25 protein-coding genes are annotated in these 20,982 nt (G+C 33.8%); 12 read left to right on the plus strand and 13 right to left on the minus strand.

Translation table 11 applies throughout. The features are described 5' to 3' along the window. Positions 1-113: 113 nt before the first annotated feature. The 4 genes from ABEB18_RS09345 to ABEB18_RS09360 form a co-directional block, all read right to left on the minus strand. Positions 114-1,178 carry a hypothetical protein gene (locus ABEB18_RS09345; RefSeq protein WP_348799029.1) on the minus strand — a complete coding sequence of 355 codons (1,065 nt, stop codon included), beginning with the start codon at positions 1,176-1,178 and terminating at the stop codon, positions 114-116. Then, a complete protein-coding gene (locus ABEB18_RS09350) occupies positions 1,175-2,539 on the minus strand; it encodes a DNA cytosine methyltransferase (RefSeq protein ID WP_348799030.1) in 1,365 nt (454 codons plus the stop codon). The genes ABEB18_RS09345 and ABEB18_RS09350 overlap by 4 nt, the downstream gene beginning before the upstream one ends. A gap of 3 nt (positions 2,540-2,542) precedes the next feature. Further along, positions 2,543-2,875, minus strand: coding sequence for a helix-turn-helix domain-containing protein (locus ABEB18_RS09355; RefSeq protein ID WP_348799031.1), 333 nt, complete (start codon positions 2,873-2,875; stop codon positions 2,543-2,545). Positions 2,876-3,158: 283 nt separating this feature from the next. Further along, entirely contained in the window at positions 3,159-3,518 is a 360-nt protein-coding gene (locus ABEB18_RS09360; RefSeq protein ID WP_348799032.1) for a hypothetical protein, read from the minus strand. A gap of 537 nt (positions 3,519-4,055) precedes the next feature. Here ABEB18_RS09360 and ABEB18_RS09365 point away from each other — a divergent pair. The 11 genes from ABEB18_RS09365 to ABEB18_RS09415 are packed head-to-tail and all read left to right on the plus strand — an operon-like array spanning position 4,056 to position 12,037. Then, positions 4,056-4,703 carry a MarR family winged helix-turn-helix transcriptional regulator gene (locus tag ABEB18_RS09365; protein WP_348799033.1) on the plus strand — a complete coding sequence of 216 codons (648 nt, stop codon included), beginning with the start codon at positions 4,056-4,058 and terminating at the stop codon, positions 4,701-4,703. Beyond that, complete coding sequence (gene crtID / locus ABEB18_RS09370) at positions 4,703-6,169, plus strand: bifunctional phytoene desaturase/3,4-desaturase (protein WP_348799035.1); 1,467 nt, start codon at positions 4,703-4,705, stop codon at positions 6,167-6,169. The genes ABEB18_RS09365 and crtID overlap by 1 nt, the downstream gene beginning before the upstream one ends. 12 nt (positions 6,170-6,181) lie before the next feature. Next, on the plus strand, positions 6,182-7,018 hold the full coding sequence (locus tag ABEB18_RS09375) for a phytoene/squalene synthase family protein (protein ID WP_348799036.1): 837 nt from the start codon (positions 6,182-6,184) through the stop codon (positions 7,016-7,018). Then, entirely contained in the window at positions 7,015-7,470 is a 456-nt protein-coding gene (locus ABEB18_RS09380; RefSeq protein ID WP_348799037.1) for a hypothetical protein, read from the plus strand. The genes ABEB18_RS09375 and ABEB18_RS09380 overlap by 4 nt, the downstream gene beginning before the upstream one ends. A 3-nt stretch (positions 7,471-7,473) precedes the next feature. Further along, the gene (locus ABEB18_RS09385; RefSeq protein WP_348799039.1) at positions 7,474-7,932 is read left to right on the plus strand and encodes an SRPBCC family protein; all 459 of its coding nucleotides are present in this window, start codon (positions 7,474-7,476) and stop codon (positions 7,930-7,932) included. Further along, positions 7,929-8,390 carry a sterol desaturase family protein gene (locus ABEB18_RS09390; protein ID WP_286386458.1) on the plus strand — a complete coding sequence of 154 codons (462 nt, stop codon included), beginning with the start codon at positions 7,929-7,931 and terminating at the stop codon, positions 8,388-8,390. Before ABEB18_RS09385 ends, ABEB18_RS09390 begins: the two co-directional genes overlap by 4 nt. Continuing rightward, complete coding sequence (locus ABEB18_RS09395) at positions 8,387-9,082, plus strand: lycopene cyclase domain-containing protein (protein ID WP_348799040.1); 696 nt, start codon at positions 8,387-8,389, stop codon at positions 9,080-9,082. Before ABEB18_RS09390 ends, ABEB18_RS09395 begins: the two co-directional genes overlap by 4 nt. Continuing rightward, positions 9,079-9,867, plus strand: a complete 789-nt coding sequence (locus tag ABEB18_RS09400) for a TspO-related membrane protein (protein ID WP_348799042.1) — start codon at positions 9,079-9,081, stop codon at positions 9,865-9,867. The genes ABEB18_RS09395 and ABEB18_RS09400 overlap by 4 nt, the downstream gene beginning before the upstream one ends. After that, entirely contained in the window at positions 9,864-11,159 is a 1,296-nt protein-coding gene (locus ABEB18_RS09405; protein WP_348799043.1) for a cryptochrome/photolyase family protein, read from the plus strand. Before ABEB18_RS09400 ends, ABEB18_RS09405 begins: the two co-directional genes overlap by 4 nt. Before the next feature lie 24 nt (positions 11,160-11,183). Next, the gene (gene idi / locus ABEB18_RS09410) at positions 11,184-11,744 is read left to right on the plus strand and encodes an isopentenyl-diphosphate Delta-isomerase (protein ID WP_348799045.1); all 561 of its coding nucleotides are present in this window, start codon (positions 11,184-11,186) and stop codon (positions 11,742-11,744) included. Continuing rightward, entirely contained in the window at positions 11,705-12,037 is a 333-nt protein-coding gene (locus tag ABEB18_RS09415; protein WP_348799046.1) for an NAD-dependent epimerase/dehydratase family protein, read from the plus strand. Before idi ends, ABEB18_RS09415 begins: the two co-directional genes overlap by 40 nt. 371 nt (positions 12,038-12,408) lie before the next feature. Here the strand turns inward: ABEB18_RS09415 and ABEB18_RS09420 are convergent, their stop codons facing one another. The 4 genes from ABEB18_RS09420 to ABEB18_RS09435 all read right to left on the minus strand — a co-directional run bounded on the left by ABEB18_RS09420 (position 12,409) and on the right by ABEB18_RS09435 (position 15,486). Further along, entirely contained in the window at positions 12,409-12,726 is a 318-nt protein-coding gene (locus ABEB18_RS09420; RefSeq protein WP_348799047.1) for a hypothetical protein, read from the minus strand. A gap of 123 nt (positions 12,727-12,849) precedes the next feature. Beyond that, positions 12,850-13,887, minus strand: coding sequence for a type II toxin-antitoxin system antitoxin DNA ADP-ribosyl glycohydrolase DarG (gene darG, locus ABEB18_RS09425; RefSeq protein ID WP_348799048.1), 1,038 nt, complete (start codon positions 13,885-13,887; stop codon positions 12,850-12,852). A gap of 12 nt (positions 13,888-13,899) precedes the next feature. Further along, positions 13,900-14,556 (minus strand): type II toxin-antitoxin system toxin DNA ADP-ribosyl transferase DarT, encoded by a 657-nt coding sequence (gene darT, locus ABEB18_RS09430; RefSeq protein ID WP_348799049.1) that lies wholly within the window; start codon positions 14,554-14,556, stop codon positions 13,900-13,902. Between the two features lie 264 nt (positions 14,557-14,820). After that, positions 14,821-15,486, minus strand: a complete 666-nt coding sequence (locus ABEB18_RS09435; protein WP_348799051.1) for a hypothetical protein — start codon at positions 15,484-15,486, stop codon at positions 14,821-14,823. A gap of 245 nt (positions 15,487-15,731) precedes the next feature. On the opposite strand from ABEB18_RS09435, the gene ABEB18_RS09440 reads away from it, so the two are divergent. Next, complete coding sequence (locus ABEB18_RS09440; protein WP_348799052.1) at positions 15,732-15,875, plus strand: hypothetical protein; 144 nt, start codon at positions 15,732-15,734, stop codon at positions 15,873-15,875. On the opposite strand, the gene ABEB18_RS09445 is transcribed toward ABEB18_RS09440, so the two are convergent. The 5 genes from ABEB18_RS09445 to ABEB18_RS09465 all read right to left on the minus strand — a co-directional run bounded on the left by ABEB18_RS09445 (position 15,862) and on the right by ABEB18_RS09465 (position 20,868). Next, complete coding sequence (locus tag ABEB18_RS09445) at positions 15,862-16,038, minus strand: hypothetical protein (protein ID WP_348799053.1); 177 nt, start codon at positions 16,036-16,038, stop codon at positions 15,862-15,864. The genes ABEB18_RS09440 and ABEB18_RS09445 overlap by 14 nt on opposite strands. 196 nt (positions 16,039-16,234) lie before the next feature. Then, the gene (locus ABEB18_RS09450) at positions 16,235-16,669 is read right to left on the minus strand and encodes a DUF3995 domain-containing protein (protein WP_348799054.1); all 435 of its coding nucleotides are present in this window, start codon (positions 16,667-16,669) and stop codon (positions 16,235-16,237) included. Between the two features lies 1 nt (position 16,670). After that, positions 16,671-17,798 (minus strand): FAD-dependent monooxygenase, encoded by a 1,128-nt coding sequence (locus ABEB18_RS09455; protein ID WP_348799055.1) that lies wholly within the window; start codon positions 17,796-17,798, stop codon positions 16,671-16,673. A gap of 56 nt (positions 17,799-17,854) precedes the next feature. Next, on the minus strand, positions 17,855-18,451 hold the full coding sequence (locus ABEB18_RS09460) for a Crp/Fnr family transcriptional regulator (RefSeq protein WP_348799056.1): 597 nt from the start codon (positions 18,449-18,451) through the stop codon (positions 17,855-17,857). 1,637 nt (positions 18,452-20,088) lie between these two features. Beyond that, positions 20,089-20,868: a tetratricopeptide repeat protein gene (locus tag ABEB18_RS09465; RefSeq protein WP_348799057.1), complete on the minus strand. Its 780-nt coding sequence runs from the start codon at positions 20,866-20,868 to the stop codon at positions 20,089-20,091. Between the last annotated feature and the right edge of the window lie 114 nt (positions 20,869-20,982).

The raw sequence follows: 20,982 nt of genomic DNA on the forward strand, positions 1-20,982 counted from the left end.
TTTGGAGTTTTCGCCAATATTTCCAAGTACAAAACCATTTTTAAATTAAGCCTGAAACCGCTATATTGCTTAGTAGCTGTTAGGTGCTGCCCTTCTTTTCTGTAGTGTGTTGGCTATTTCAATGCTATGTCTGTTAATATTTGTTTGATGTTTAGATGTTTTGCGTCTTGAATTTTTTTTGCGTGTTCTACTACTAAATCTATCCAATCAAATAGTTTGGTCTTGTCAGTTGTTTTGATTTCCCAATATTCCGAAAGCTCAAAAGCTGATGTTTGCATAATGGATTCAACTATATTTGGAACATTGTCAAATAAGTTTAAGAATATTCTCGGTACTTTTTGATAGACTTTTTTGCCAATCACGTAATCACTTTTTCCGCCTGCTGTAAATAAATCTCGAACGTTTGGGCAAACAACTGCTTCACGAGTTACTAACCAAATTGCTAATCTTCCAAATTTGTCGTTACTATTTCCAAAAAGTTCAGGAAAATAAGCCATTGCTCGATTTTTCAGTTCTTGCTTTTCTCTTAAAGAGAGATTGTTCCAAATCCTGATGACGATATTACTTGCTTTGCTTGTGTTTTCTGCATCCATCCACCAAAGTTCTTCGCCGGGCTTTAGTTTGCTTTTGTAATAGTCAACTATTGGCCTAATAGGATTTTCCTTCTTACGTAAAGTGTCGTAAGACATTTTTATTTTATCGAAAATGGTTTTGCCTTGCTCCAAATTCATATCAATCAAATAACGTGGCGAATGTGTTACCACAACTTCCGACAAAACTTCTTCATAAGGACGACATCGAAATTCAATTGGATTTGCAAGTTTTGCGAATAACATAAAAATTCGCTCAACATCATCAACTCTTGTACTTTCTAAAACGCTATTTCCTGTTGTTTTCCAATGATTTTGAGTTGTTGTTTTTACTTCGATTCCGTAATATTTCTTGGCAACAATGTCAGGGAATTTTTGTCCTCCGATAAGTTCGATTGAATTCTCAAATGGCGTTCCAACCGCTAAATCTGTCATTACATCTCTCACGTAAGGCTCAAGATTTCTACCCATTAGAGTAGCCACTTTTTTTGATGATTTTAGAGCATGTAAATTTAGCTCGTCAATTGTCGAGCCGAGTAAAGTGTCGAATTCACTTCTGTTTGGGTCTGAATTTACTGAAACTATCATTCTTGTTTTTTAAAATATAAGTCCCAAACTTCTTCAATCCTCTTGGCTAAATTATAAGCTAAAAGTGGTGGAACTGCGTTGCCAATAATTTTATAAGCTTGTGAGGGACTAATCAAAAAAGAACCTTTTCTGCCATTTTTGTTTTCGATTACAAAATCATAATCGGGTGGAAAAGTTTGTATTAACGCACATTCTCTAACGGTCAATCTTCTTTCTTTTAAACCCTTTTTGAGTTCGCTTTTAATTCGTCCTCCGTTTTCTTTTGAAAGTCGTCTAAACTCAATGTTTCCATGATGTTCAGAACGAATAGTTGGCGAAATACTTGAAGGTTTTATCTCGGTTTGCCCTTGACAATGTTTACCCATAAATTTTGCTTTTGAGTAAAATTTTTGCGATAAATCTTCAGTTTTTTCTGGTTCGTCTAAATGTTTAAATAAATCTTTCAGTTGAACAAAATGTTTCAATTTTTTGCTTTCATTTGTGTATGAATGTGTTGGATTTGGATAAGGTGTATAGTGTTCTGAAATTGTTTCTTTTTCTAATTCAGCCAAAGCTGATTTTTTCAAAGCCGATTTTTTAATGCCAATAAAAATTACCCTTTCTCTAGATTGCGGAACACCAAAATCTGCTGAATGTAAAACTTGTGGATCAAGAACTATGTAACCGTTTCCGTTGGCTGAAGAAAAGTCGTTTTGGATAATTGATTTTACATCACCAAGATTTACTAAGCCTTTTACATTTTCTGCGATGAAAATTTTAGGTTGCGTAATCTCAATTACCTCTTTCATCCACATATAAAGCTGTCCGCGAGTTTCCACTGAAGCCGTCTTGTCGTCAACCAATTCGCCTTTGTGATTTTTGTGTGAGTTAAAACCATTTCGTTTCCCTGCTACACTAAAATCCTGACAAGGAAATCCACCTGTTACCACATCAACATCTTCAGGAAAAACATTCACTCCATTACGATACATTTTTACTAAATCAACAATGCTTTCTTTGTAAAAATCCTCAGCATTATGTCCTCGTTTTGAAAAATAACTAACCCAGGCATTTCTTGCATCGTTCAAAATATCATTGGCAAAAACAGTTTTAAATTTTGTGTTTTTGAGTTGTACAAAGCCGTTTTTTAATTTCTTGTCGATGAAATGTGGTGTTAGAGCTTCATTGATAGATTGTTGCAAAACAGAAAATCCGCCTTCAAAACCTAAGTCCATACCACCACAACCCGAAAAAAGAGAAAGTACATTTAATGTTTCATTCGTTTCTTCTATGATGTTTTGATTTCTAACTTTTGGATAGTATAAAATGTCCAACTGCGGTTCTTCAACTACACTGATTTCTTCTATTGTTTCTGTTCGCATAGTTTAGTTTTTTACAAGATTAGACTTTAAATATTTTACTTTTTGTTCGGCAACTTTCAAGACTTTACTTGCACAATCTTCGCCCGCAATCTCATAAGCGATTTTTTCGCTCATAAACTGTACCAATAAATCTTCTTTGTCAAGTTTTAGAATTTCTGCAAGTTTTATAATGTGGTCCTTGCTCGGTTTGCGTTCGTTGCGTTCAATTTTACTTAAAATCGCTTGGTCAATGTCTAAATACGACGCTACTTGTCGAAGTAGTAACCCTAAACTTTCTCTTTTTGTTCTGATAATTTGTCCGACCGTTTCCATATGAATAATTTCATTTGACATCATTTGTCAAATGTAAATTGTCAATTTAACATTTACAACTGTCGGGTTGATTATTTATTAACAGTTTATTTTCGGTTGTGTAGTCTTTTAGGGTTGCACCTAACGTTCTGACGCTACTCGAGGTTTGGAATAAATTAAGCCCATTTTTCGGATTTGCCAAATCTTCCAAATACAAGACCATTTTTTAAATTTAGCCTAGTGCCCAAATCTCATGTAACGGCTGTTAGGTAGCGTAACTTTATGCTCAAAGTTTTTCCGCTTCCATTTATTTTCCACATTGTAATTTTTAGTTTGGTGGAGTTATTTCTTTTTCAATTTCTTCTGAAATCAGCATCATTTCATAAGTTTCGGTTCCACGATAATAAGAATAATAATTCCACGTTTTATCTTTTTTTAAACAGGCAATTATAAATTCATCTGTGCCTATGTTTTTTTTGAATCTGATTTCGCCTTCTTCAAAATGATAAGCTCTGATTAGGTTACCAATATTTGACTCATCGGCTTCATTGAATTTTACCCAAGGTTTTTCTAAAGAGACTTCTGTTCCTACCATCATTATCGTTTCTGGTTTAGTTAGTTTTAGGTAAGTAAAAAGTCCAATAATGATTATCAAAAATACTAATCCAAAATACTTTAACTTTTTCATAAGGTGTTTGTTAAAATTTACGTTCTAGGTTATGCTACCTAACGGTTTAGGGCTTTGCGAAGGAGCGGAATAGAAAGACGGAACTTTCAACTTTGCACCAACGTAGCAAAACCATTTTTTATTTGCTAATTTGCATTTTTTAAGCAAATAAAAAATGGTTTTTGCGGATAAAAAGCACAGATGTTGAATTTTGAACTTAACCCGCTCTTTTGCAAAACCCATGTTACAGGCAGGCGTTATATTTTTCATTTTAGTTAATTGGTCTTCCTCTCGTGTGGTGCCTTGACTTGGTGGCTCTTTTGCAAAACTTAGCTTTAGCGTGGGATTTGTGCGGTTTTGCAAATGTGCCACCAAAAGCGAGGGAAAACGATTGATTTCGTTTATTAGTGCTATTGGAAAAGATTAATAATTCTTAAAAAGTATAATCTTCATAAAACATACTTAATAGTATAATTATATACTAAATTTTAAATAAAAAGTACAAAATAATTCTTACTTAAAAATAAATAGTATATTTGTATCCTAATTTTAAGGAAAATGAATTACAATTTATTGCATGACGTGATGGATTTGATCCAAGAATTTGAAATCAGTAATGAGGGTCGATATGAACATTCTGTTGATGGGTTTAAAAATTGGATTTCTGCCAGTAATCAGCACACAGATAGTGAGCCTGATTGGGAAGGAAAAGAAAACGGACGAAGTGCCGAAAGTGTTATCAATACGTTGATTGTGCACATGAATAGATATGCCAAAAGTTATTCTAAATCGGCGATTTTAGGGTCTGATTTTTCTACGCAGGAAGATTTTATTTACCTAATCAATTTAAAAGCTTTTGGTGAAATGTCAAAAATGGAGTTGATAAAAAAGAATGTCCACGAAAAACCTGTTGGGATGCAGATTATCAATCGCTTGATTACTCAAGGTTGGATTGAGCAAAGTAATTCTCTCATAGACAAACGAAGTAAAGTGATTTCCATTACCTCAAAAGGATTATTGGCTTTGGAAAATCAAATGAGTAAAATCAGAAAGGCTACCGAAATCGTCACTGGAGATTTGACCCATTCTGAAAAAATGGAACTCATTCGATTACTCAACAAACTCAACGATTTTCATCAACCGATTTATGATAAAAATATTGAAACGGAACATTTGTTAAATGAGGCTTTAAAATTCAAAAACTAATGCGTAAAAAAATAGCCATAATCGGTTCTGGATTTTCAGGTTTGTCAGCTGCAGCTTATTTGGCTCAGGCTGGTAATGAAGTTCACGTATTTGAAAAGCACGGGCAAGCTGGAGGAAGAGCAAGGCAATTTTCTACTACCGAAGGCTATGTTTTTGACATGGGACCGAGTTGGTATTGGATGCCTGATATTATGGAGAATTTTTTTGCAGATTTTGGTTACAAAACTTCCGATTTTCTACAACTGATTTCCTTAAATCCGCAGTTTGAAATGATTTTTTCGGACGAAAAAATGAACGTACCCGAAAGCATTGAAGAGCTAAAAACGTTGTTTGAAAAAACGGAAAAAGGTGCAGGAAGACAATTGGAAAAATTTATGCAATCCGCCAAGTTTAAGTACGAAGTAGGCATGCAGGATTTTGTAAACAAACCTTGCCATAATTGGTTAGAATTTGTTTCGCCAAAAATAGCCAAAAGCGCCTTGAAACTGGATTTGCTTAGCAATTTCAGAAGCTATGTTGCCAAGTATTTCAAAAATGAAAAGCTCAGAACACTCATGGAATTTCCGGTGATTTTTCTGGGTGCTTCACCCAAAAATATTCCGGCATTGTACAGCATGATGAACTATGGTGGCTATGCTTTGGGAACGCATTATCCCATGGGTGGTTTTTACCAATTGGTGTTGGCAATGAAGTCCGTTGCTGAAAAACAAGGTGCTACTTTTCATTTCAACGCTACCGTTGAAAAAATACTTTCAGCAAACAAAAAAGCAACTTCTTTACTGATTAATGGCGAAGAAATTCACTTTGATTATATTGTCGCTTCTTCGGATTATTATCATACCGAAACACTTTTAGACGAAAATCTACGGAATTACAAGGAAGATTATTGGCAAAAAAAGACTTTTGCTCCATCGAGTTTGATTTTTTATTTGGGAATAAATGAAAAAATCCCAAACCTCAAACATCACACACTTTTCTTTGAAAATAACTTGGATGAACACATAGACTGCATCTATGGCGAGCGAAAATGGCCTGAAAAACCTCTTTTTTACGTCTGCTGTCCGTCCAAAACAGACAAAAATGTCGCTCCCGAAGGAAAGGAAAATTTGTTTTTACTGATGCCTTTGGCCATCGGAATAAATGACGAGGAAAACATCAGGGAAAAATACCTAGGGGAGATCCTTGCAAGAATTGAAAAACACACAGGAATAAGCGATTTGGCTTCCAAAATAGAATACAAAAAAAGCTATTGTGTGCGTGATTTTATTTCGGATTACAATGCTTATGGTGGCAATGCCTACGGATTGGCAAATACACTCAGCCAAACAGCAGTATTGAAACCAAAAATCAGAAACAAAAAGTTGAAAAACTTATTCTATACAGGACAACTAACCGTGCCTGGACCTGGTGTACCACCATCGATTATATCAGGAAAAATAGTAGCAAACGAAATCAATAAAATCTAAAAACTGAGTATTATGAAACAATTATTTGACGAATTATCTTACTCGGTAAGCAAGATGACCACCAAGAAATACAGCACAAGTTTTTCGTTGGGGATTTTGGCTCTGAAACCATCTATTCGTTCGGCTATTTATTCGATTTATGGTTATGTGAGATTGGCAGACGAAATCGTGGACAGTTTTTATGGATATGACAAAGAAAAACTACTGAATAGATTTAAAGTAGATACCGAAAACGCTTTGGCAGAAGGCATTTCGCTCAACCCCATATTGCAATCTTTTCAGGAAACGGTGCATAAATATCAGATTGACAAAGCACTCATCGACCAATTTTTGCACAGCATGGAAATGGACTTGCAAAAGATAGATTACAATTTGGAGCTATATAATGAGTACATTTATGGTTCGGCTGAGGTGGTCGGATTGATGTGTTTGCAGGTTTTTACGGATGGTAGTAAGGAAAAATACGAACAGCTAAAACCCTATGCAATGAAGTTAGGTTCGGCATTTCAAAAAATTAATTTTTTACGTGATTTAAAAGACGATTATCAATTGTTGGGCAGAACGTATTTCCCTAATATTGACATGAATGTGTTTAATAATCAGGTGAAATTTGAAATCGAAAAAGAAATCGAACAGGAATTTGAAGAGGCACTAATCGGTATAAAAAAATTACCTGCTTCGTCTTTATTTGGAGTGTATTTGGCTTATAAATATTACATTTCTTTGTTTAAAAAAATAAGAAAGAAGTCGTCAAAAGATATTTTGAACAATAGAATTCGGGTACCTGATTATCAAAAAGGATATGTTGCGTTGAGTAGTTATGTGCGTTTTAAAATGAATGTATTATGAAGAAAGTAATCGGTTTTTTGACGTTCTGTTTACTGGTGCAATTCAACGTATTTGCGATAGAATTGGATTATGTGAGAGTGAATTATGACAAGGCAGTTACGGATAAAAAATTGTGTGGCCAAATGATTGAAGATTTGAAAGATGCAGAACAAACACCGCTGTTTTTGGCTTATTTGGGTGCTTTACAAACCATTTGGGCAAATCATGTTTTTAGTCCGGTGAGTATACTAAAAACCTTTAATCAAGGAAAGAAAAACATTGAAAAAGCGGTTTCCTCGGATAAGGATAATGCAGAAATACGTTTTATCCGTTTATCCGTTCAGAAAAATGCACCCTCTTTTTTGGGTTACAATTCGATGATAAAAACGGATGAAGCATTCTTGAAAACACATCGCACAAAAATTACTTCTGAACTGGTGCAAAGCAAAATCGATATACTTTTAAAAGAATAAAACATGAGACATCAATTATATAGAGAGCAACAACTGAATTGCGACATTGATACCGCTTGGCAATTCTTTTCATCGCCCTTTAATTTGGCAAAAATAACTCCAAAAGACATGGGTTTTGTGGTAACATCCGAATTAGTGGATGCATCCATTTACGAAGGAATGATTATTGAATATAAAGTATCGCCTTTGCTAAAAATTCCGATGAAATGGAAAACCAAAATAACACAAGTAGAACATAATAAGAGCTTTGCCGACTTTCAGCAAAAAGGACCGTACAAATATTGGAACCATTTTCACGAATTTATTCCCAATGAAAAAGGCGTTTTGGTAAAAGATACTGTTGATTATGAATTGCCTTTGGGAATTTTGGGTACTGTCACTCACAGCTTATTTGTCAAAAACAAACTCAACCATATTTTTAACTACCGTTACGGCATTTTAGAAAAACTTTTTAATCAATGATAAATGTACTCATCACAATAGCCGTATTCATCGCTATGGAAGGAGCTACTTGGATTATTCACAAGTATGTGATGCATGGCTTTTTGTGGTTTTTGCACCGAGATCATCACGATCACAGCAACGAAGGCGAACTGGAAAAAAACGATTGGTTTTTTGTGATTTTTGCATTACCAACCATTGCTTTGATGTATTTTGGTTCTTTGCAAAATTTCAATTATCTGTTCTTTATCGGATTGGGTATTATGCTGTACGGAATGGCTTATTTCTTTGTACACGACATCTTTATCCACCAACGACTGAAAGTGTTTACGCACACCAAAAATCCATATTTTCTAGCACTTCGTAGGGCTCACAAACAACATCATAAGCATTTGGGCAAAGAAGAAGGCGAGTGTTTTGGCTTTTTGTATGTGCCTTTCAAATATTTTAGAATGTATTTTAATTCCGCAAAAAAATGATGGCATATACCTACTCTTTAGTCCTGTTTTTTACGGCTATTATTTGTTTTGTTGCCTCATTTGACAGGCGTTTACGCTTCGATAGGCATTTTGGAGCATTTATCAAGGCTGCGGTTCTTGTTGCCATTCCGTTTATTGCTTGGGATGTGTGGTTTACAGCAAAGGGCGTTTGGTGGTTCAATACCGATTATACTCTTGGTATCGTAATCGCTGGTTTGCCATTGGAAGAATGGTTGTTTTTCATTTGTATTCCATTTTCATGCGTGTTCACGTATTATTGTTTATATAAATTTTACAAAATGGAATGGCTTTCGGGTTTCAATAACCTGATTGTATTTGTCACTGTGATTGTTTGTTCGGTGGTTGCTTTATTGCATTACGATAAAATTTACACATTGGTTACCGCAATTGCGACTATTTTAACTTTAATCTACCTGCATTTTATTGTTAGGGCAAAATGGATTAGCAAGGCATCGTTTGTGTTTTCAGTATTGATGCTCGGTTTCTTTCCTGTAAATGGCGTGTTGACGGGTTTTGGGTTGGAGTCACCAATTGTCAATTACAATCCTAATAATTTTCTTGGTATTAGAATGATTACCATTCCCATCGAAGACGCTGTTTATGGCTATACACAATTTCTATTGGTCTTGTATTTTTTCAAGCTATTTTCAAAAAATAAAATCGAAGCATGATGAAAAAAACTTTTCAATTATTAAACGTTATTTTTTTAGTGGTAACTATCTTGATGAATTACTTGTCCAATACAGGTATTTTCAATGGTGAAACCATGGCTTCGATTTCTGCCAAATATCCTAGTTTGTTCACTCCTGCAGGTTATGCATTCTCTATTTGGGGATTGATTTATTTAGGACTTTTTGGTTTTGTCTTGTATTATGGTGCTTTCTCTAAAAATTCCGAAACAAAAGAAAAAACTGTTCAGAAAATCGGCTGGTGGTTTGTGATTTCCTGTATTTGCAATAGTTTGTGGGTTGTGACGTGGATGTATGGCTATTTGCTGTTATCCGTCCCAATTATGATTTTTTTGCTTGTTTCTTTGTTCAAAATCATTGGGAATACCAAAGAAGAATTTAGAAGTAATGATGTTAAAACCAATCTATTTCTGAAATTACCTTTTTCTATTTATGCAGGTTGGATTTCGGTTGCACTGATAGCTAATATAGCAGCTTTTCTTGTAAAAATCGAATGGAATGGTTTCGGTATTTACGAAACGACATGGACTATTATTATGATTTCAATTGCAGGATTGCTTCACTTATTTATGATTTGGAAACAAAAAATGGTAGCCTTTGCATGTGTAGCCGTTTGGGCATTGGTCGCTATTGCGGTTGCCAATCACGATAGAAATGACACGGTTTATAATGTTGCCTTGGCAATAGCAGCTATTCTGTTGGTCAGTATCCTGATTTACATCATCAAAGACATTTTAAAAAAGCGAAATAGTTCCGTTCCTGCATGAAAAATAAAATATCCATTTTTTGGTTTCGTAGGGATTTGCGGTTGGAAGACAATGTAGGTTTATGTCAGGCATTGGCTTCGGGATTTGCTGTGTTTCCGATTTTTATTTTTGATGAAACGATTTTGGAGCAATTGGAAGACAAAAAAGACAGACGTGTCGATTACATTCATCAGGCACTTTTGGTAATCAATTTGGAATTGAAAAAATACGGTTCTAAACTGACTTCTTTTTATGGAAAACCATTGGAAATATTCCAACAACTTTCTGAGGAATACGACATTCAATCAGTGTTTTGTAATCGGGATTACGAACCGAAAGCTATAAGGCGAGATACGGAGATTTATACCTTTTTCAAAAATCAAAACATTCCTTTTAAGGCATTCAAAGACCAAGTTATTATTGATAAAAATGATGTTGTAAAAAACGATGGAACGCCTTACTCGGTTTACACGCCTTATTCCAAAAAATGGAAAGAACTGCTGACAGAAAAGGATTATCAAGTTCATGAAGCGGATTATACTGGTTTTTTGAAGCAGAATTTCACTGAAATCCATTCTCTAAAAGAAATTGGTTTTCATAAAACGGATATGGTTTTTGAAAAACCAATCCTTGATTTGTCAATCATAACTGATTACGATAAATACAGGGATTTTCCTGCTTTGCAACGCACCACACAGTTGGGCATTGCATTACGATTTGGCACAATCAGTATTCGTAAATGCGTTGAATTTGCTTTTCAACACAATCAAACTTGGTTGAGCGAACTGATTTGGCGTGAGTTTTTTATGCAGATTTTGTATCATTTTCCAAAGGTGGTCAATCAGTCTTTCAAAGCGAAGTACGACAATATTCAGTGGCGGAATAATGAACAGGAATTTGAACATTGGTGTGCAGGAAAAACTGGTTATCCGATTGTGGATGCCGGAATGCGACAACTCAATGAAACAGGTTATATGCACAATCGGGTTAGGATGATTGTAGCGAGTTTTTTATGCAAACATTTGCTGATAGATTGGCGTTGGGGAGAAACATATTTTGCCCAAAAACTAAACGATTACGATTTGTCTGCTAACAACGGAAACTGGCAATGGGCAGCAGGTTCGGGTTGCGATGCTGCACCTTATTTTCGTGTTTTTAACCCAACAACACAAGCCGAAAAATTTGACAAAAACCTGGAATACATCAAAAAATGGCTACCCGAATTTGGAACAAAGGATTATCCAAAACCCATAGTTGAACACGCTTTTGCACGAGAACGTGCATTGCGAGTTTATGCGGAAGCCGTAAAATAAATCATTCACAAAAAGAGCTGAAAATTGGAAAGAAATAAAGTCATATTGGTCGATAAAAACGATAATCCATTGGGTGAAATGGAAAAGCTTGATGCCCATATTCAGGGGAAACTGCATCGGGCATTTTCGGTATTTATTTTCAATGATAAAGGCGAATTGCTGTTGCAGCAACGAGCAAGCCACAAATACCACGGAGGCGGATTGTGGACAAATACCTGCTGTTCGCATCCGCAACCTGAGGATAAAGATACCAAATCAAGTGCGGTGCAAAGACTGCTTGATGAGATGGGTTTGCTCTGCGATTTGGAATGGATTTATTCCTTTATTTACAACGAAGCGGTAGAAAACAACCTCATTGAGCATGAATTAGACCATGTTTTTATCGGATATATTAATGCAACACCCACGATTAACACAGATGAAGTGCAGGATTTTAAATGGATGGGCATAACAGAAATTTTATCGGACATCAAGGATAATCCCACACATTATACCGTGTGGTTTAAGCAGGCTTTCCCGGAATTAATTTCAAAAAACAGAAACAAATGGATAAAATACTTATCGCAGGCGGAACAGGATTTGTAGGGAAACACCTCATTACATTTTTGGGTGAGAAAGGATATACTATACATGTTTTAACTCGAAATCCAAAGCCTAATTCATCAAAAAATATTCAATTTTTCAAATGGGATATGAATCGTGGTTTTATTGATGAAAAAGCGTTTGAAGGTGTAACGGTCATCATCAATCTTACCTGTGCCAATATTGGCGAAAAGCGATGGACAGCAGAACGCAAAAAAGAAATCATAGACAGTCGCATAAAATCTATTGAGCTACTGTATGACTATGTTTCACAGAACAAATTCAATAGTCTTTAGTGAATTATCCATCATTCTTTTAGAAGGGGCAAAACATCAGCAACGAAATATTCAAAATTATATGATATTTTTTGAAATTTATACTGTAGGAAGTACTTTCTATCTATGGGTTTGTAGCGAAGGAAAATTTAGCTCTTTTGGTTTTTTAGTGGTGGTATTGTGCGTTAGGAAAAACCAAATGTGCTAAATGAGAACAAAACCTACCTTGATAAATTATCTTGTCGGTTTGGGGTTCTACGCTTGCCTGTAACGTTCCTGCGCTTGGCGAGGTTGCGAAGTTCGTGACTGATTATTTTCTGCTAAAGATAAAATTTCTTGCGAAACTTAAAGGTGATTTTTATTACAAAATTCGCAATCTCGCCAAACGCGGGTTAGGAGAGGTTGCGACACGGACGAAAAGCACGAACGATTAGCCGTTCCGATTTTCGATTCCAATTTCGGCAAGTTTTTCCGCCTTCCAATTTTCCGTTCCAATTAGTTTCAGCAGTTGAATTTTTAACTTCAGTTAAACACAAAAAATTCCGCTTTCGGTTGTCCAAAAAGCGGTTCACGTTTTGTTTGTCCGCAACAATTAAACATTCAAGTTCGTTTTCGTTTTCGGTCGGCTCGGTTTCTGTTTCGGTAAGTTTTTCCGAATTAAAATTCCTGATTGAATTCGTCTGTTTCTCGTCCACGGAGCTATACGCCATAACGTTCCGGTAGTAGGTGCAGGTTGGGATTAAAAATGCGATTTATCTCCATTAAACACAAATTTTGCAAATACAAAACAGACTTATAATAGTCACCAATACCCAACTTGCGCTTACTAGCTGTTAGGCGATGTTACTATCTATTTTTTGTAGGTGATTTATAGATATGTGAATGTATTTTGGATTAGAAAATAAACTTCTTTTTCTATCGCTCCAAGACTCTAATTTTTGAGTCAATTCATTTATATCGGTAGTTTTAAGTTCCAAAGACAGAAAATCTAAACTAGAGAGTAACTCTAATGCGAAATCAGAATAAAATCCATTTAGAAATTCTGTTGTTTTGTTTGCTATGTCAAATAAAACCGCATCGTTTTCAATATGTTTTTTAACATCATCATAGCCATCAGCAACTAATGTTAAAGGTTCAAATGGTTTTTTGTTCATATCGCTATATCCCATAATATAGCTTCCATTCAAAATGTTTAGTACGTATTTAACTTTACCAGAATAAGGACCATAAAAATTAGGTGTAAAGCTTAATTTAAAATATTTTTTAGCACCTAATCTTTGTAAAAAATAGCATATTTTTTCACTTGAAAATTCAGATACATATTCACCATTTTTTACTAAATCGTATAAAACATATAATAATAATGCTCTTGCATCTGTAAGTTTGATGCGTTCAGTTTTTAAGTGTTCTTTTATAATTGCATTTGGTTCGTAAACTAAAATATCAATATCTAAGTTGCTTAATTTTCTTTCTATAATGTTTTTTACTTTTTCCCATTCTAATCCTCCATTTCCTGCACCAAGTGGTGGGATTGCAATGCTTTTAATATTATTTGCTTGTAAAATTCTTAATAAATCATCTAATCCACTCTCAATAAATGAATATTCTGAAGGTTTTCTCCAACTCTGTTTGGTTGGGAAATTTATAATATATTTTGTACCAGAAGTAATGTTACTATCTTTTGTAATAAATAATTTACCGATAGCAATAATTTTATCTTTACAAGCTTGTTGATATAATTTAAAATTTGTTGGAAATGCTTTTTTAAACTGCAAAGCAATGCCTTTCCCCATAATACCGTCAGTGTTTACGGTATTTATAAGCGCTTCTGCTTCACTATCTAAGATGTTCCCAGTTACATATTTTATCATAGTTGCAATGTATTAAAAATATCCGTTAGGAATAACTTTTATTTTACTTTCTTCAACTCCCATTTCTAGTAATCGGTTTTTAGCATTTTCATTATAACAACCAAAGCCAATTATCAGATTGGGATTCAAGTCATCTGAGACTAAAAATTCAGCTTGCTTTTTTCGTTTAACATTTAAATTTTCATTACCTGCCCAATATTGGGCTTTAATAGAACTCCAATCAATTATTTCATTTAGCATATCGATTTTACTTTTTTCATAGAAAGAAGTGTAATTGTTTGTGCCGTGTCCATCGCTAAAATAAAAATCTAAATCTGCTTCAATGATTTTATCAATGGAGCAAACTAAATAAATTATATCTTCTGGTTTAGTTGCTTTTTCAACAAAATTACCACCTATTTGCATAATGTATAGCATAGGCATTTTTATGCCAAAATAAAAAGGTATAAAATCTCCTAATTTAATACTTTTTGAATTTAAGTTTAAGAAATCACCATTATCAACAGTTACAATTTTGTTATCTCTATTATCAATCAAGCTTAAATCTCCTACCTTAACAAAATTTGGATTGGAATTTATAGATTTTTTTTGAGTAATACCAAATTCAAGAATATGTGGTATATTTTCAATGTGTGTCATTCGATAAACAGCAGTATTGATTTTACTCATATTTTTATTAAAAATAAATATTTAATTATAAATAAATGTACTAAACTAATTCTAAATGTAATATTTAATTCTATTTTTTTTACTTGTTGTAGGTTCTCCGATTCTGCATATCAATATCGCCTAACGGTCTTGCGCTTGGCGAGGTTGCGAAGTACGGAACTGATTATTTTCGGTTAAACACAAATTTTACAAATACAAAACCAACTTTCCATTGAGCCTAAAACCCCAATCGCGCCAAACGACTGTTACCTGCTGCTGCTTATGTTAAGTTTCTTTTTCGTTATTCCGTTTCTTCAATATTTTGCACACTTTGATTACTATTAATATTACTAAAAATCCCCACAATAGTGGGTAGATTAAAATTATAAAGTCATAATGATTTCTGCCAATAATATTGAAGTTTGTTACTTTTTCTAAATATATTTCTTTTATAATTGGTTTTTTTCCAACCTCTTTAATGAAATATTGTAATTTAAATTCTTTTAAGTTTTTATCTTTTACTTTGTACCAGTTTGATATTTCAATTCTTTGATTTACGCATAGTTCGGTTATTTTGTTAGGTAAATAACTTTCTGCTTTTAAGTTTCCAATTGTATCAAATTCAATATTTTCAATATCTACAACTCTTGTTTTAGTATTTGTTAATTCACTTTTAAGTAAACTAGAATTCGATACCATTTTTATTGAAAGACTATCAATCTCAATACAATCTTTAGAAATTATAAATTCAGTACTATTTGAAATTATTGAGCTACTGTTTATCGAATTTTCAATTTCGATTTTTATGTTTTTACTTAAAGAAATACTTTTTTCTGTTTTTCCTTTTTGTATTATGTAAGTTTTCCATTTTCCTCTTGAAACTGCTAAATAAAATATTCCCAAAATCGTTAAAATAGCAAGTAGAAATATTTTGTCTTTAATGATTTTCATAGTTCTTATTTAGCGTCAATTCTCTTTTGCAGTTGCAGGTAACGTTTTGCCACTACACGATGTGCAAGGGTTCGTGTAACGATTATTTTCTGTTTAATTATAAATTTTCAAAGCGTAACGGCAATTCCACAAAATCCTTGCATAGCGTGTAATGGCTGTTATGCCTTCGGTTCTTTAACCAACATATTTTTCGGTTTAGTTTCTGCACCTATTTTAAGTCAGAAGCATTTTTAAAATTATTTATTATGTCACAAGAAATTAAAGACAATAAAATTGTCGAAATCACAAATGAAATTTTTGAACACTTAAAAGGTTTGACTTTAAAGGAATTCAATGAAGTTATTAGAAGATTACAAAATAAAGTATCAGATACTATTAAAATTCTTTAGTAGTATTACTTTCCATTAACATTAGATTAGTATTAATATCGTTTAATTTACTGACTACAGTGTCAGATTCATAATCAGAGGATATTTGGTTTGAAATGTCTGTAAGTTTTCCGCTTATTTCAATTAATAAGTTAAGCATTCTTTCAGCTTGTAATTCAGTCATAGTTTTATTTTTTTAATGTTAATATTTCTTTTTCAGCGTAAGTTCTGATGAACTGAGCCATAACGGATTCGGTCTTGGTGAAGGTGGCGATTTTCACCACAAATGTTGATGCGGAGAATCAAACTTTGATTAACCACAAATGTGTCTGCGGAGCACTGAACCGCCACTTTTGCCAAACCCGTGTTAGCAGAAGTTTTTATTTGTTCAGTTCTAAAATTAGTGTCAGTATTCCAATCGTCAAGCATAATGGTGAATAATATTTTGTGTCGTTTTGTCCAAATTTTGTCTGTTTGTATTTTTTAAAAAATCCAACATAGTTAAATTCACCAATGGCTCGTAAAATAAAAATACTTGCAATTAACCAAAGTCCATATTTGTTAACTACATCAAGCCATACAGGAAGTTTGAAGTCTAATTCAACGACATTCATAGAGACCACAAGTCCAAAGCCTAACAACCCTAAAGCAACGATAAATGTCGGCACAATACCTGGCATCATAACCTTTACATTTTCGTTTTTTGTTGGTATTACAGCACCGTTTCCCCATTGCCCCCCAAACCCCCAATAAACGTGAAGGCCTGAAAGAAATAGAAAAATTGTAATTAATAGTATTGCGATTATTGTAGTCATATTAGTCTAAGTTAAAAATCATATCCATTTGCTTTTTGTTGGAAGATTTTGGTGAATTTCTCATTGCGAAATTACGCAACCAAATTCCAAAGCCATTTTCTATTTGCGACATTTTACCAATTTGCCAACTAGTGTTTACAATAATATGTGCTTTTTTTCGTCTTACATTTTCATATTCTTTAAACGTATTTTCAAGTGTATTTCCATTGTCAAGCAGTTTCCCTAAAATATAAGCATCTTCGATGGCTTGGCAAGCTCCTTGTCCCAGATTTGGGGTTGTAGCGTGAGCCGCATCGCCTATCAAACAAACATTTTTGTCTTGCCATTTGTAGATTGGTTTGAGGTCGATAATGTCGCTACTAATTATTTTCTCTTTACTTGTTGCTGAAATAATTTTTAAGATGTCGCTATGAAATTCGCTAAACATTTCAGTTAAATTTACTACGTCTTGTTGTATGTTTTTAGAATTTACCAACGCATACCAATACACTTTTTGCTTACTAATTTTTACAAAGCCAAATCGTTTTCCCTTTCCCCACGCTTCGTTAAGTTCATTATCATATTTTTGGGGTAAATCCATTTCGCAAATTCCTCTCCAACATTTTTGGTTTGCATTTCGCAATGTACTTTCTTCAAATAATTGGTTCCTGACTACTGATCTTATTCCGTCTGCACCAATTACAAGTTTACTTTCTATGGTTGAATTGTCTTCAAAAGTCAGTTTGAAAAGTTCTGCTTTTTCAATTTTTGAAAGCCGTTTTGATAAATTTATGTTGTCGTGACCGATTTCGTTAGCAAGTATTTTTTGCAATTCTCCTCTGTGTATTGCTACAGTATGAACACCGTATTTTTTTTCGTATTCGGTTAGGTCAACTGTGGAAATGTTGTTGAGTCGCATATCCGTTATTTTCATATAGGAAATTTTGTTTCCGGCTTTTCCAATTTTGTCTTGTATGCCTAGTTTTTGAAACACTTGCATAGCATTGTTAGCCATTATTATTCCCGCTCCAACAGGTTTTATTTCTGCCGAACTTTCAAAAATCTTTACATTTAGTCCTTTCTGTTGCAGTGTTAAAGCAGTTGTGAGTCCTCCAATTCCTGCTCCAATTATGTTTACTGTTTCTGTCATTATTATTCTGTTTTTATAACGCAAAACTATAGAACGAGAATTAAAGAAACGTTCACTTAAGTTAATTTAGTAATAATGCGGTTTCGAATTCTACTTAATGATTGGGGAGTAATTCCGAGATAGCTTGCTATATATTTTTGTGGTATCATTTGGAATATTAGAGGGTTTTCTTTTAAAAGTTTTAGATATCTATTTTCTGGAGAATAATATAGTAAGTCCTCAACTCTTTTTTTTGCAGATAAATAAACTTTTTCCGTCATTTTTTTTGAAAAATATTGCCAGAATACGTTTTTATTACATAAGTTATCCCAATCATCAATACTAATGAAACAAACTTTTGAATTTTCAAGGGCTTGAATATTTAGTTTTGATTTTGTACCCAAAAGAAAGCTTTCATAATCTGTAAAAACAATATCTTCAATTTGCTGATTGAAGTGAAATAGAAAACTCACTTCTTCTCCTTTTTCATTCACATAAAATGTTCGCATTATACCTTCTTCCAACAATCCTATAAACTTACAGGTATCGTTTTCCTTTAATACAAAATCATTTTTTTTAATTTCCTTAAACTTTAGCAGTGAATACAATTCGTCAAATTCAGGGATCTCAATTTCAAATAGTCTTTGTAATTTATTATAAAACGGGTTTTTCATAAAATTTCTGCTAACGTGCCGCGGCTTGGCGAGGTTGCGAAGTACGGAACTGATTATTTTCTGTTAAATTATAAATTTCTTGCGAAACGTAAACTTGAATTTACCACTGAACTCGCAATCACGCCAAACCGCTGTTACTGGCTGGTCGTTTTGTCGAAATTACAATTAAATCGCAAACTTTTCACGCTTCTGTTGGCAAAGTCCGACTTTCACGTTTCTGTTTTTCGGTTTGCATTTTTCAATATTTTCTTTTTCAATTTTCAGTTTTTCAGATTCCAACTTTCACGTTTCCATTTTTCACGTTTCTGTTGGCAAAATCCAATTTTCAGGTTTCTGCTTTTCAAGTTTCAGCTTTTCACGCTTTTGTTGGCAGATTCCAACTTTCACGCTTCTGCTTGGAAATTTAGCGTGACGAAAGTTCTTTTTTAGATTGTTTTCTTCTGCGTAATTTCGGCAGACTAGCCAGTAACGTCTTGGCACTACAGCGGGTTTGGGACTAAATTAAGCCCATTCTTCGGATTTGCCAAATCATCCCAAATACAAAACCATCTTTCCATTAAGCCAAATGCCCAAATCCGTTGTAGTGGCTGTTACTGGAGGCTTGTTTTGTCGAAATTACGATTAAACCGCAAATTTTTACGCTTCTGTTGGCAAAATCCAACTTTCAAGTTTCTGATTTTCGGTTCGTAATTTTCAACGTTTTATTTTCAATTATTTACTTTTCGTTTTAAAATTCTGCGCAAAAAAATGACGTTTCTGCTTTTCAGGTTTCTGTTGGCAGATTCCAATTTTCACGCTTCCGCTTTTCAAGTTTCCACTTGCAAATTCCAACTTTTACGTTTCAGTTTTTCAGATTTCAGCTTTTCAAGTTTCTGCTGATAAGTTCCAATTTTCACGCTTCTGCTTTTAAATTTCTTGCGGAACGAATGCTTATTTTCTAATTGTTTTTATCTGCGTAATTTCGGCAGACTAGCCAGTAACGGTCTTGCGCTTGGCGAGGTTGCGAAGTTCGTAACCGATTATTTTCTGCTAAAGATAAAATTTCTTGCGAAACGTGAACTTGATTTTACCACAAAATTCGCAATCTTGCCAAACGCATGTTACTGGCTGGTCTTTTAGTCGAAATTACCATTAAACGGCTAACTTTTCACGCTTCTGTTGGCACATTCCAATTTTCAAGTTCGCTTCGCTTATTTGCTTTCGCTCGAGTCAGTTTTTCGGTTTCAATTTAGCTTTTTAGATTCAGTTTGTTGATCGTCAATTTTTATATTTTCAGATTCCGTTTTTCATGTTTCTGCTAGTCAATTTCAATTTTCATGTTTCAAATTTCTGCGTAAGTTTGGCAGATTTCAATTTTTCAAGTTTGCTTCGCCTATTCGCTTTCGCTCGAGTCTGCTTTTCAGATTCCAACTTTCACGTTTTTGTTTTGTCAACTTTCTGCGGAAAGAAATGCTTATTTTCTGATTGAATTTACCTGCGTAATTTCGGCAGACTAGCCAGTAACGTTCTGACGCTACAAGCGGTTTGCGGGTTAGAAAGCAGAGTATTTTCTGCTGAACGAAAATATGAATAAAAACGGTAATTCCACTAAATCCGCAAATCGCTTGTAGCGGCTGTTATATGATGTGCTTTTCGGTTTATAGTGTGTTTTTATAAAGTTCAGTTAACTTATTCAGTTTGCGACCTAATAATTTTTCGGCGTCTATTGGAGCGTTTTCAATTTGATTTTTTGACAAACTTTTTTCAAGCTCTTTGATTTGCTTAATTACATCTTCTTGTTGTAAAATACTAAAATCTACTTTTGATTCATTGTATATTAAATACCATAAATAACTCTGATAATTATCTTTTTCAAAATATTCTCCTTTTTTATAGAAGTTTGCAATTTCTAATCGGGCAGAAGTAATATTTCCGCTTAATGCAAGATTTTCGGGGTTTGGAAGTTTGGCAAGTTTTATTATCCATTCTTTAAATTTTGTTGTATTAGCTTTAACACCGTTTCCTGTCAAATAACAATTGACAACATTCCACATACAAGTTGCGTCATTATTGTTCGCACATTTTAACGCATAATCAAAAGCTTTTTCTGAGTTTTGTTCAATTCCTTGTCCATTTCCATGAGCCATCATCATCGCATAATGTCCGTCATTAAAACCATTGTCAGAAGATTTTTTATACCATTCGACGGCTTCTTTCTCGTTCTTAATTCCGGCGGTTCCACTTTGAAGAAAATATCCGTAATTATATTGTGCTTCAGCATTCCCTAATTCAGCGGATTTCTTTAAAATTGGTAATGCTTCATTATATTTTCCTTGTTGTATTAAGTCTTTCGATTGTTGATTAAGTTCGTCTTTATTTTGTCCAAATGATGATTGGAAAAAGAAGACAGAAAGAAGGATTAGAATGTTATGTTTCATTTGCGTTTTGTTGGTAAGCATATCATATAACGTTCTCGCGCTACAAGCGGTTTGGGACTAAAGTAGCTTTATTTTTCGGATTCACCAAATTCTCACAAATACAAGATCATTTTT

Origin of the sequence: Flavobacterium adhaerens (genome assembly GCF_040045115.1) — a bacterium.
Classification (GTDB): Bacteria; Bacteroidota; Bacteroidia; order Flavobacteriales; family Flavobacteriaceae; genus Flavobacterium; species Flavobacterium adhaerens.

Excerpts from the sequence above, each read along its gene's own strand:
- ABEB18_RS09405 (WP_348799043.1), top strand. The coding sequence starts at position 9,864 with ATGAAAAATAAAATATCCATTTTTTGGTTTCGTAGGGATTTGCGGTTG.
- ABEB18_RS09390 (WP_286386458.1), top strand. The coding sequence starts at position 7,929 with ATGATAAATGTACTCATCACAATAGCCGTATTCATCGCTATGGAAGGA.
- ABEB18_RS09415 (WP_348799046.1), top strand. The coding sequence starts at position 11,705 with ATGGATAAAATACTTATCGCAGGCGGAACAGGATTTGTAGGGAAACAC.
- ABEB18_RS09360 (WP_348799032.1), bottom strand. The coding sequence starts at position 3,518 with ATGAAAAAGTTAAAGTATTTTGGATTAGTATTTTTGATAATCATTATT.
- ABEB18_RS09450 (WP_348799054.1), bottom strand. The coding sequence starts at position 16,669 with ATGACTACAATAATCGCAATACTATTAATTACAATTTTTCTATTTCTT.
- ABEB18_RS09435 (WP_348799051.1), bottom strand. The coding sequence starts at position 15,486 with ATGAAAATCATTAAAGACAAAATATTTCTACTTGCTATTTTAACGATT.
- ABEB18_RS09395 (WP_348799040.1), top strand. The coding sequence starts at position 8,387 with ATGATGGCATATACCTACTCTTTAGTCCTGTTTTTTACGGCTATTATT.
- darT (WP_348799049.1), bottom strand. The coding sequence starts at position 14,556 with ATGAGTAAAATCAATACTGCTGTTTATCGAATGACACACATTGAAAAT.
- ABEB18_RS09345 (WP_348799029.1), bottom strand. The coding sequence starts at position 1,178 with ATGATAGTTTCAGTAAATTCAGACCCAAACAGAAGTGAATTCGACACT.
- ABEB18_RS09460 (WP_348799056.1), bottom strand. The coding sequence starts at position 18,451 with ATGAAAAACCCGTTTTATAATAAATTACAAAGACTATTTGAAATTGAG.
- ABEB18_RS09355 (WP_348799031.1), bottom strand. The coding sequence starts at position 2,875 with ATGATGTCAAATGAAATTATTCATATGGAAACGGTCGGACAAATTATC.
- ABEB18_RS09440 (WP_348799052.1), top strand. The coding sequence starts at position 15,732 with ATGTCACAAGAAATTAAAGACAATAAAATTGTCGAAATCACAAATGAA.
- ABEB18_RS09465 (WP_348799057.1), bottom strand. The coding sequence starts at position 20,868 with ATGAAACATAACATTCTAATCCTTCTTTCTGTCTTCTTTTTCCAATCA.
- ABEB18_RS09350 (WP_348799030.1), bottom strand. The coding sequence starts at position 2,539 with ATGCGAACAGAAACAATAGAAGAAATCAGTGTAGTTGAAGAACCGCAG.
- ABEB18_RS09380 (WP_348799037.1), top strand. The coding sequence starts at position 7,015 with ATGAAGAAAGTAATCGGTTTTTTGACGTTCTGTTTACTGGTGCAATTC.
- ABEB18_RS09455 (WP_348799055.1), bottom strand. The coding sequence starts at position 17,798 with ATGACAGAAACAGTAAACATAATTGGAGCAGGAATTGGAGGACTCACA.
- darG (WP_348799048.1), bottom strand. The coding sequence starts at position 13,887 with ATGATAAAATATGTAACTGGGAACATCTTAGATAGTGAAGCAGAAGCG.
- ABEB18_RS09375 (WP_348799036.1), top strand. The coding sequence starts at position 6,182 with ATGAAACAATTATTTGACGAATTATCTTACTCGGTAAGCAAGATGACC.
- ABEB18_RS09385 (WP_348799039.1), top strand. The coding sequence starts at position 7,474 with ATGAGACATCAATTATATAGAGAGCAACAACTGAATTGCGACATTGAT.
- crtID (WP_348799035.1), top strand. The coding sequence starts at position 4,703 with ATGCGTAAAAAAATAGCCATAATCGGTTCTGGATTTTCAGGTTTGTCA.
- ABEB18_RS09400 (WP_348799042.1), top strand. The coding sequence starts at position 9,079 with ATGATGAAAAAAACTTTTCAATTATTAAACGTTATTTTTTTAGTGGTA.
- ABEB18_RS09445 (WP_348799053.1), bottom strand. The coding sequence starts at position 16,038 with ATGACTGAATTACAAGCTGAAAGAATGCTTAACTTATTAATTGAAATA.
- ABEB18_RS09365 (WP_348799033.1), top strand. The coding sequence starts at position 4,056 with ATGAATTACAATTTATTGCATGACGTGATGGATTTGATCCAAGAATTT.
- ABEB18_RS09420 (WP_348799047.1), bottom strand. The coding sequence starts at position 12,726 with ATGGCGTATAGCTCCGTGGACGAGAAACAGACGAATTCAATCAGGAAT.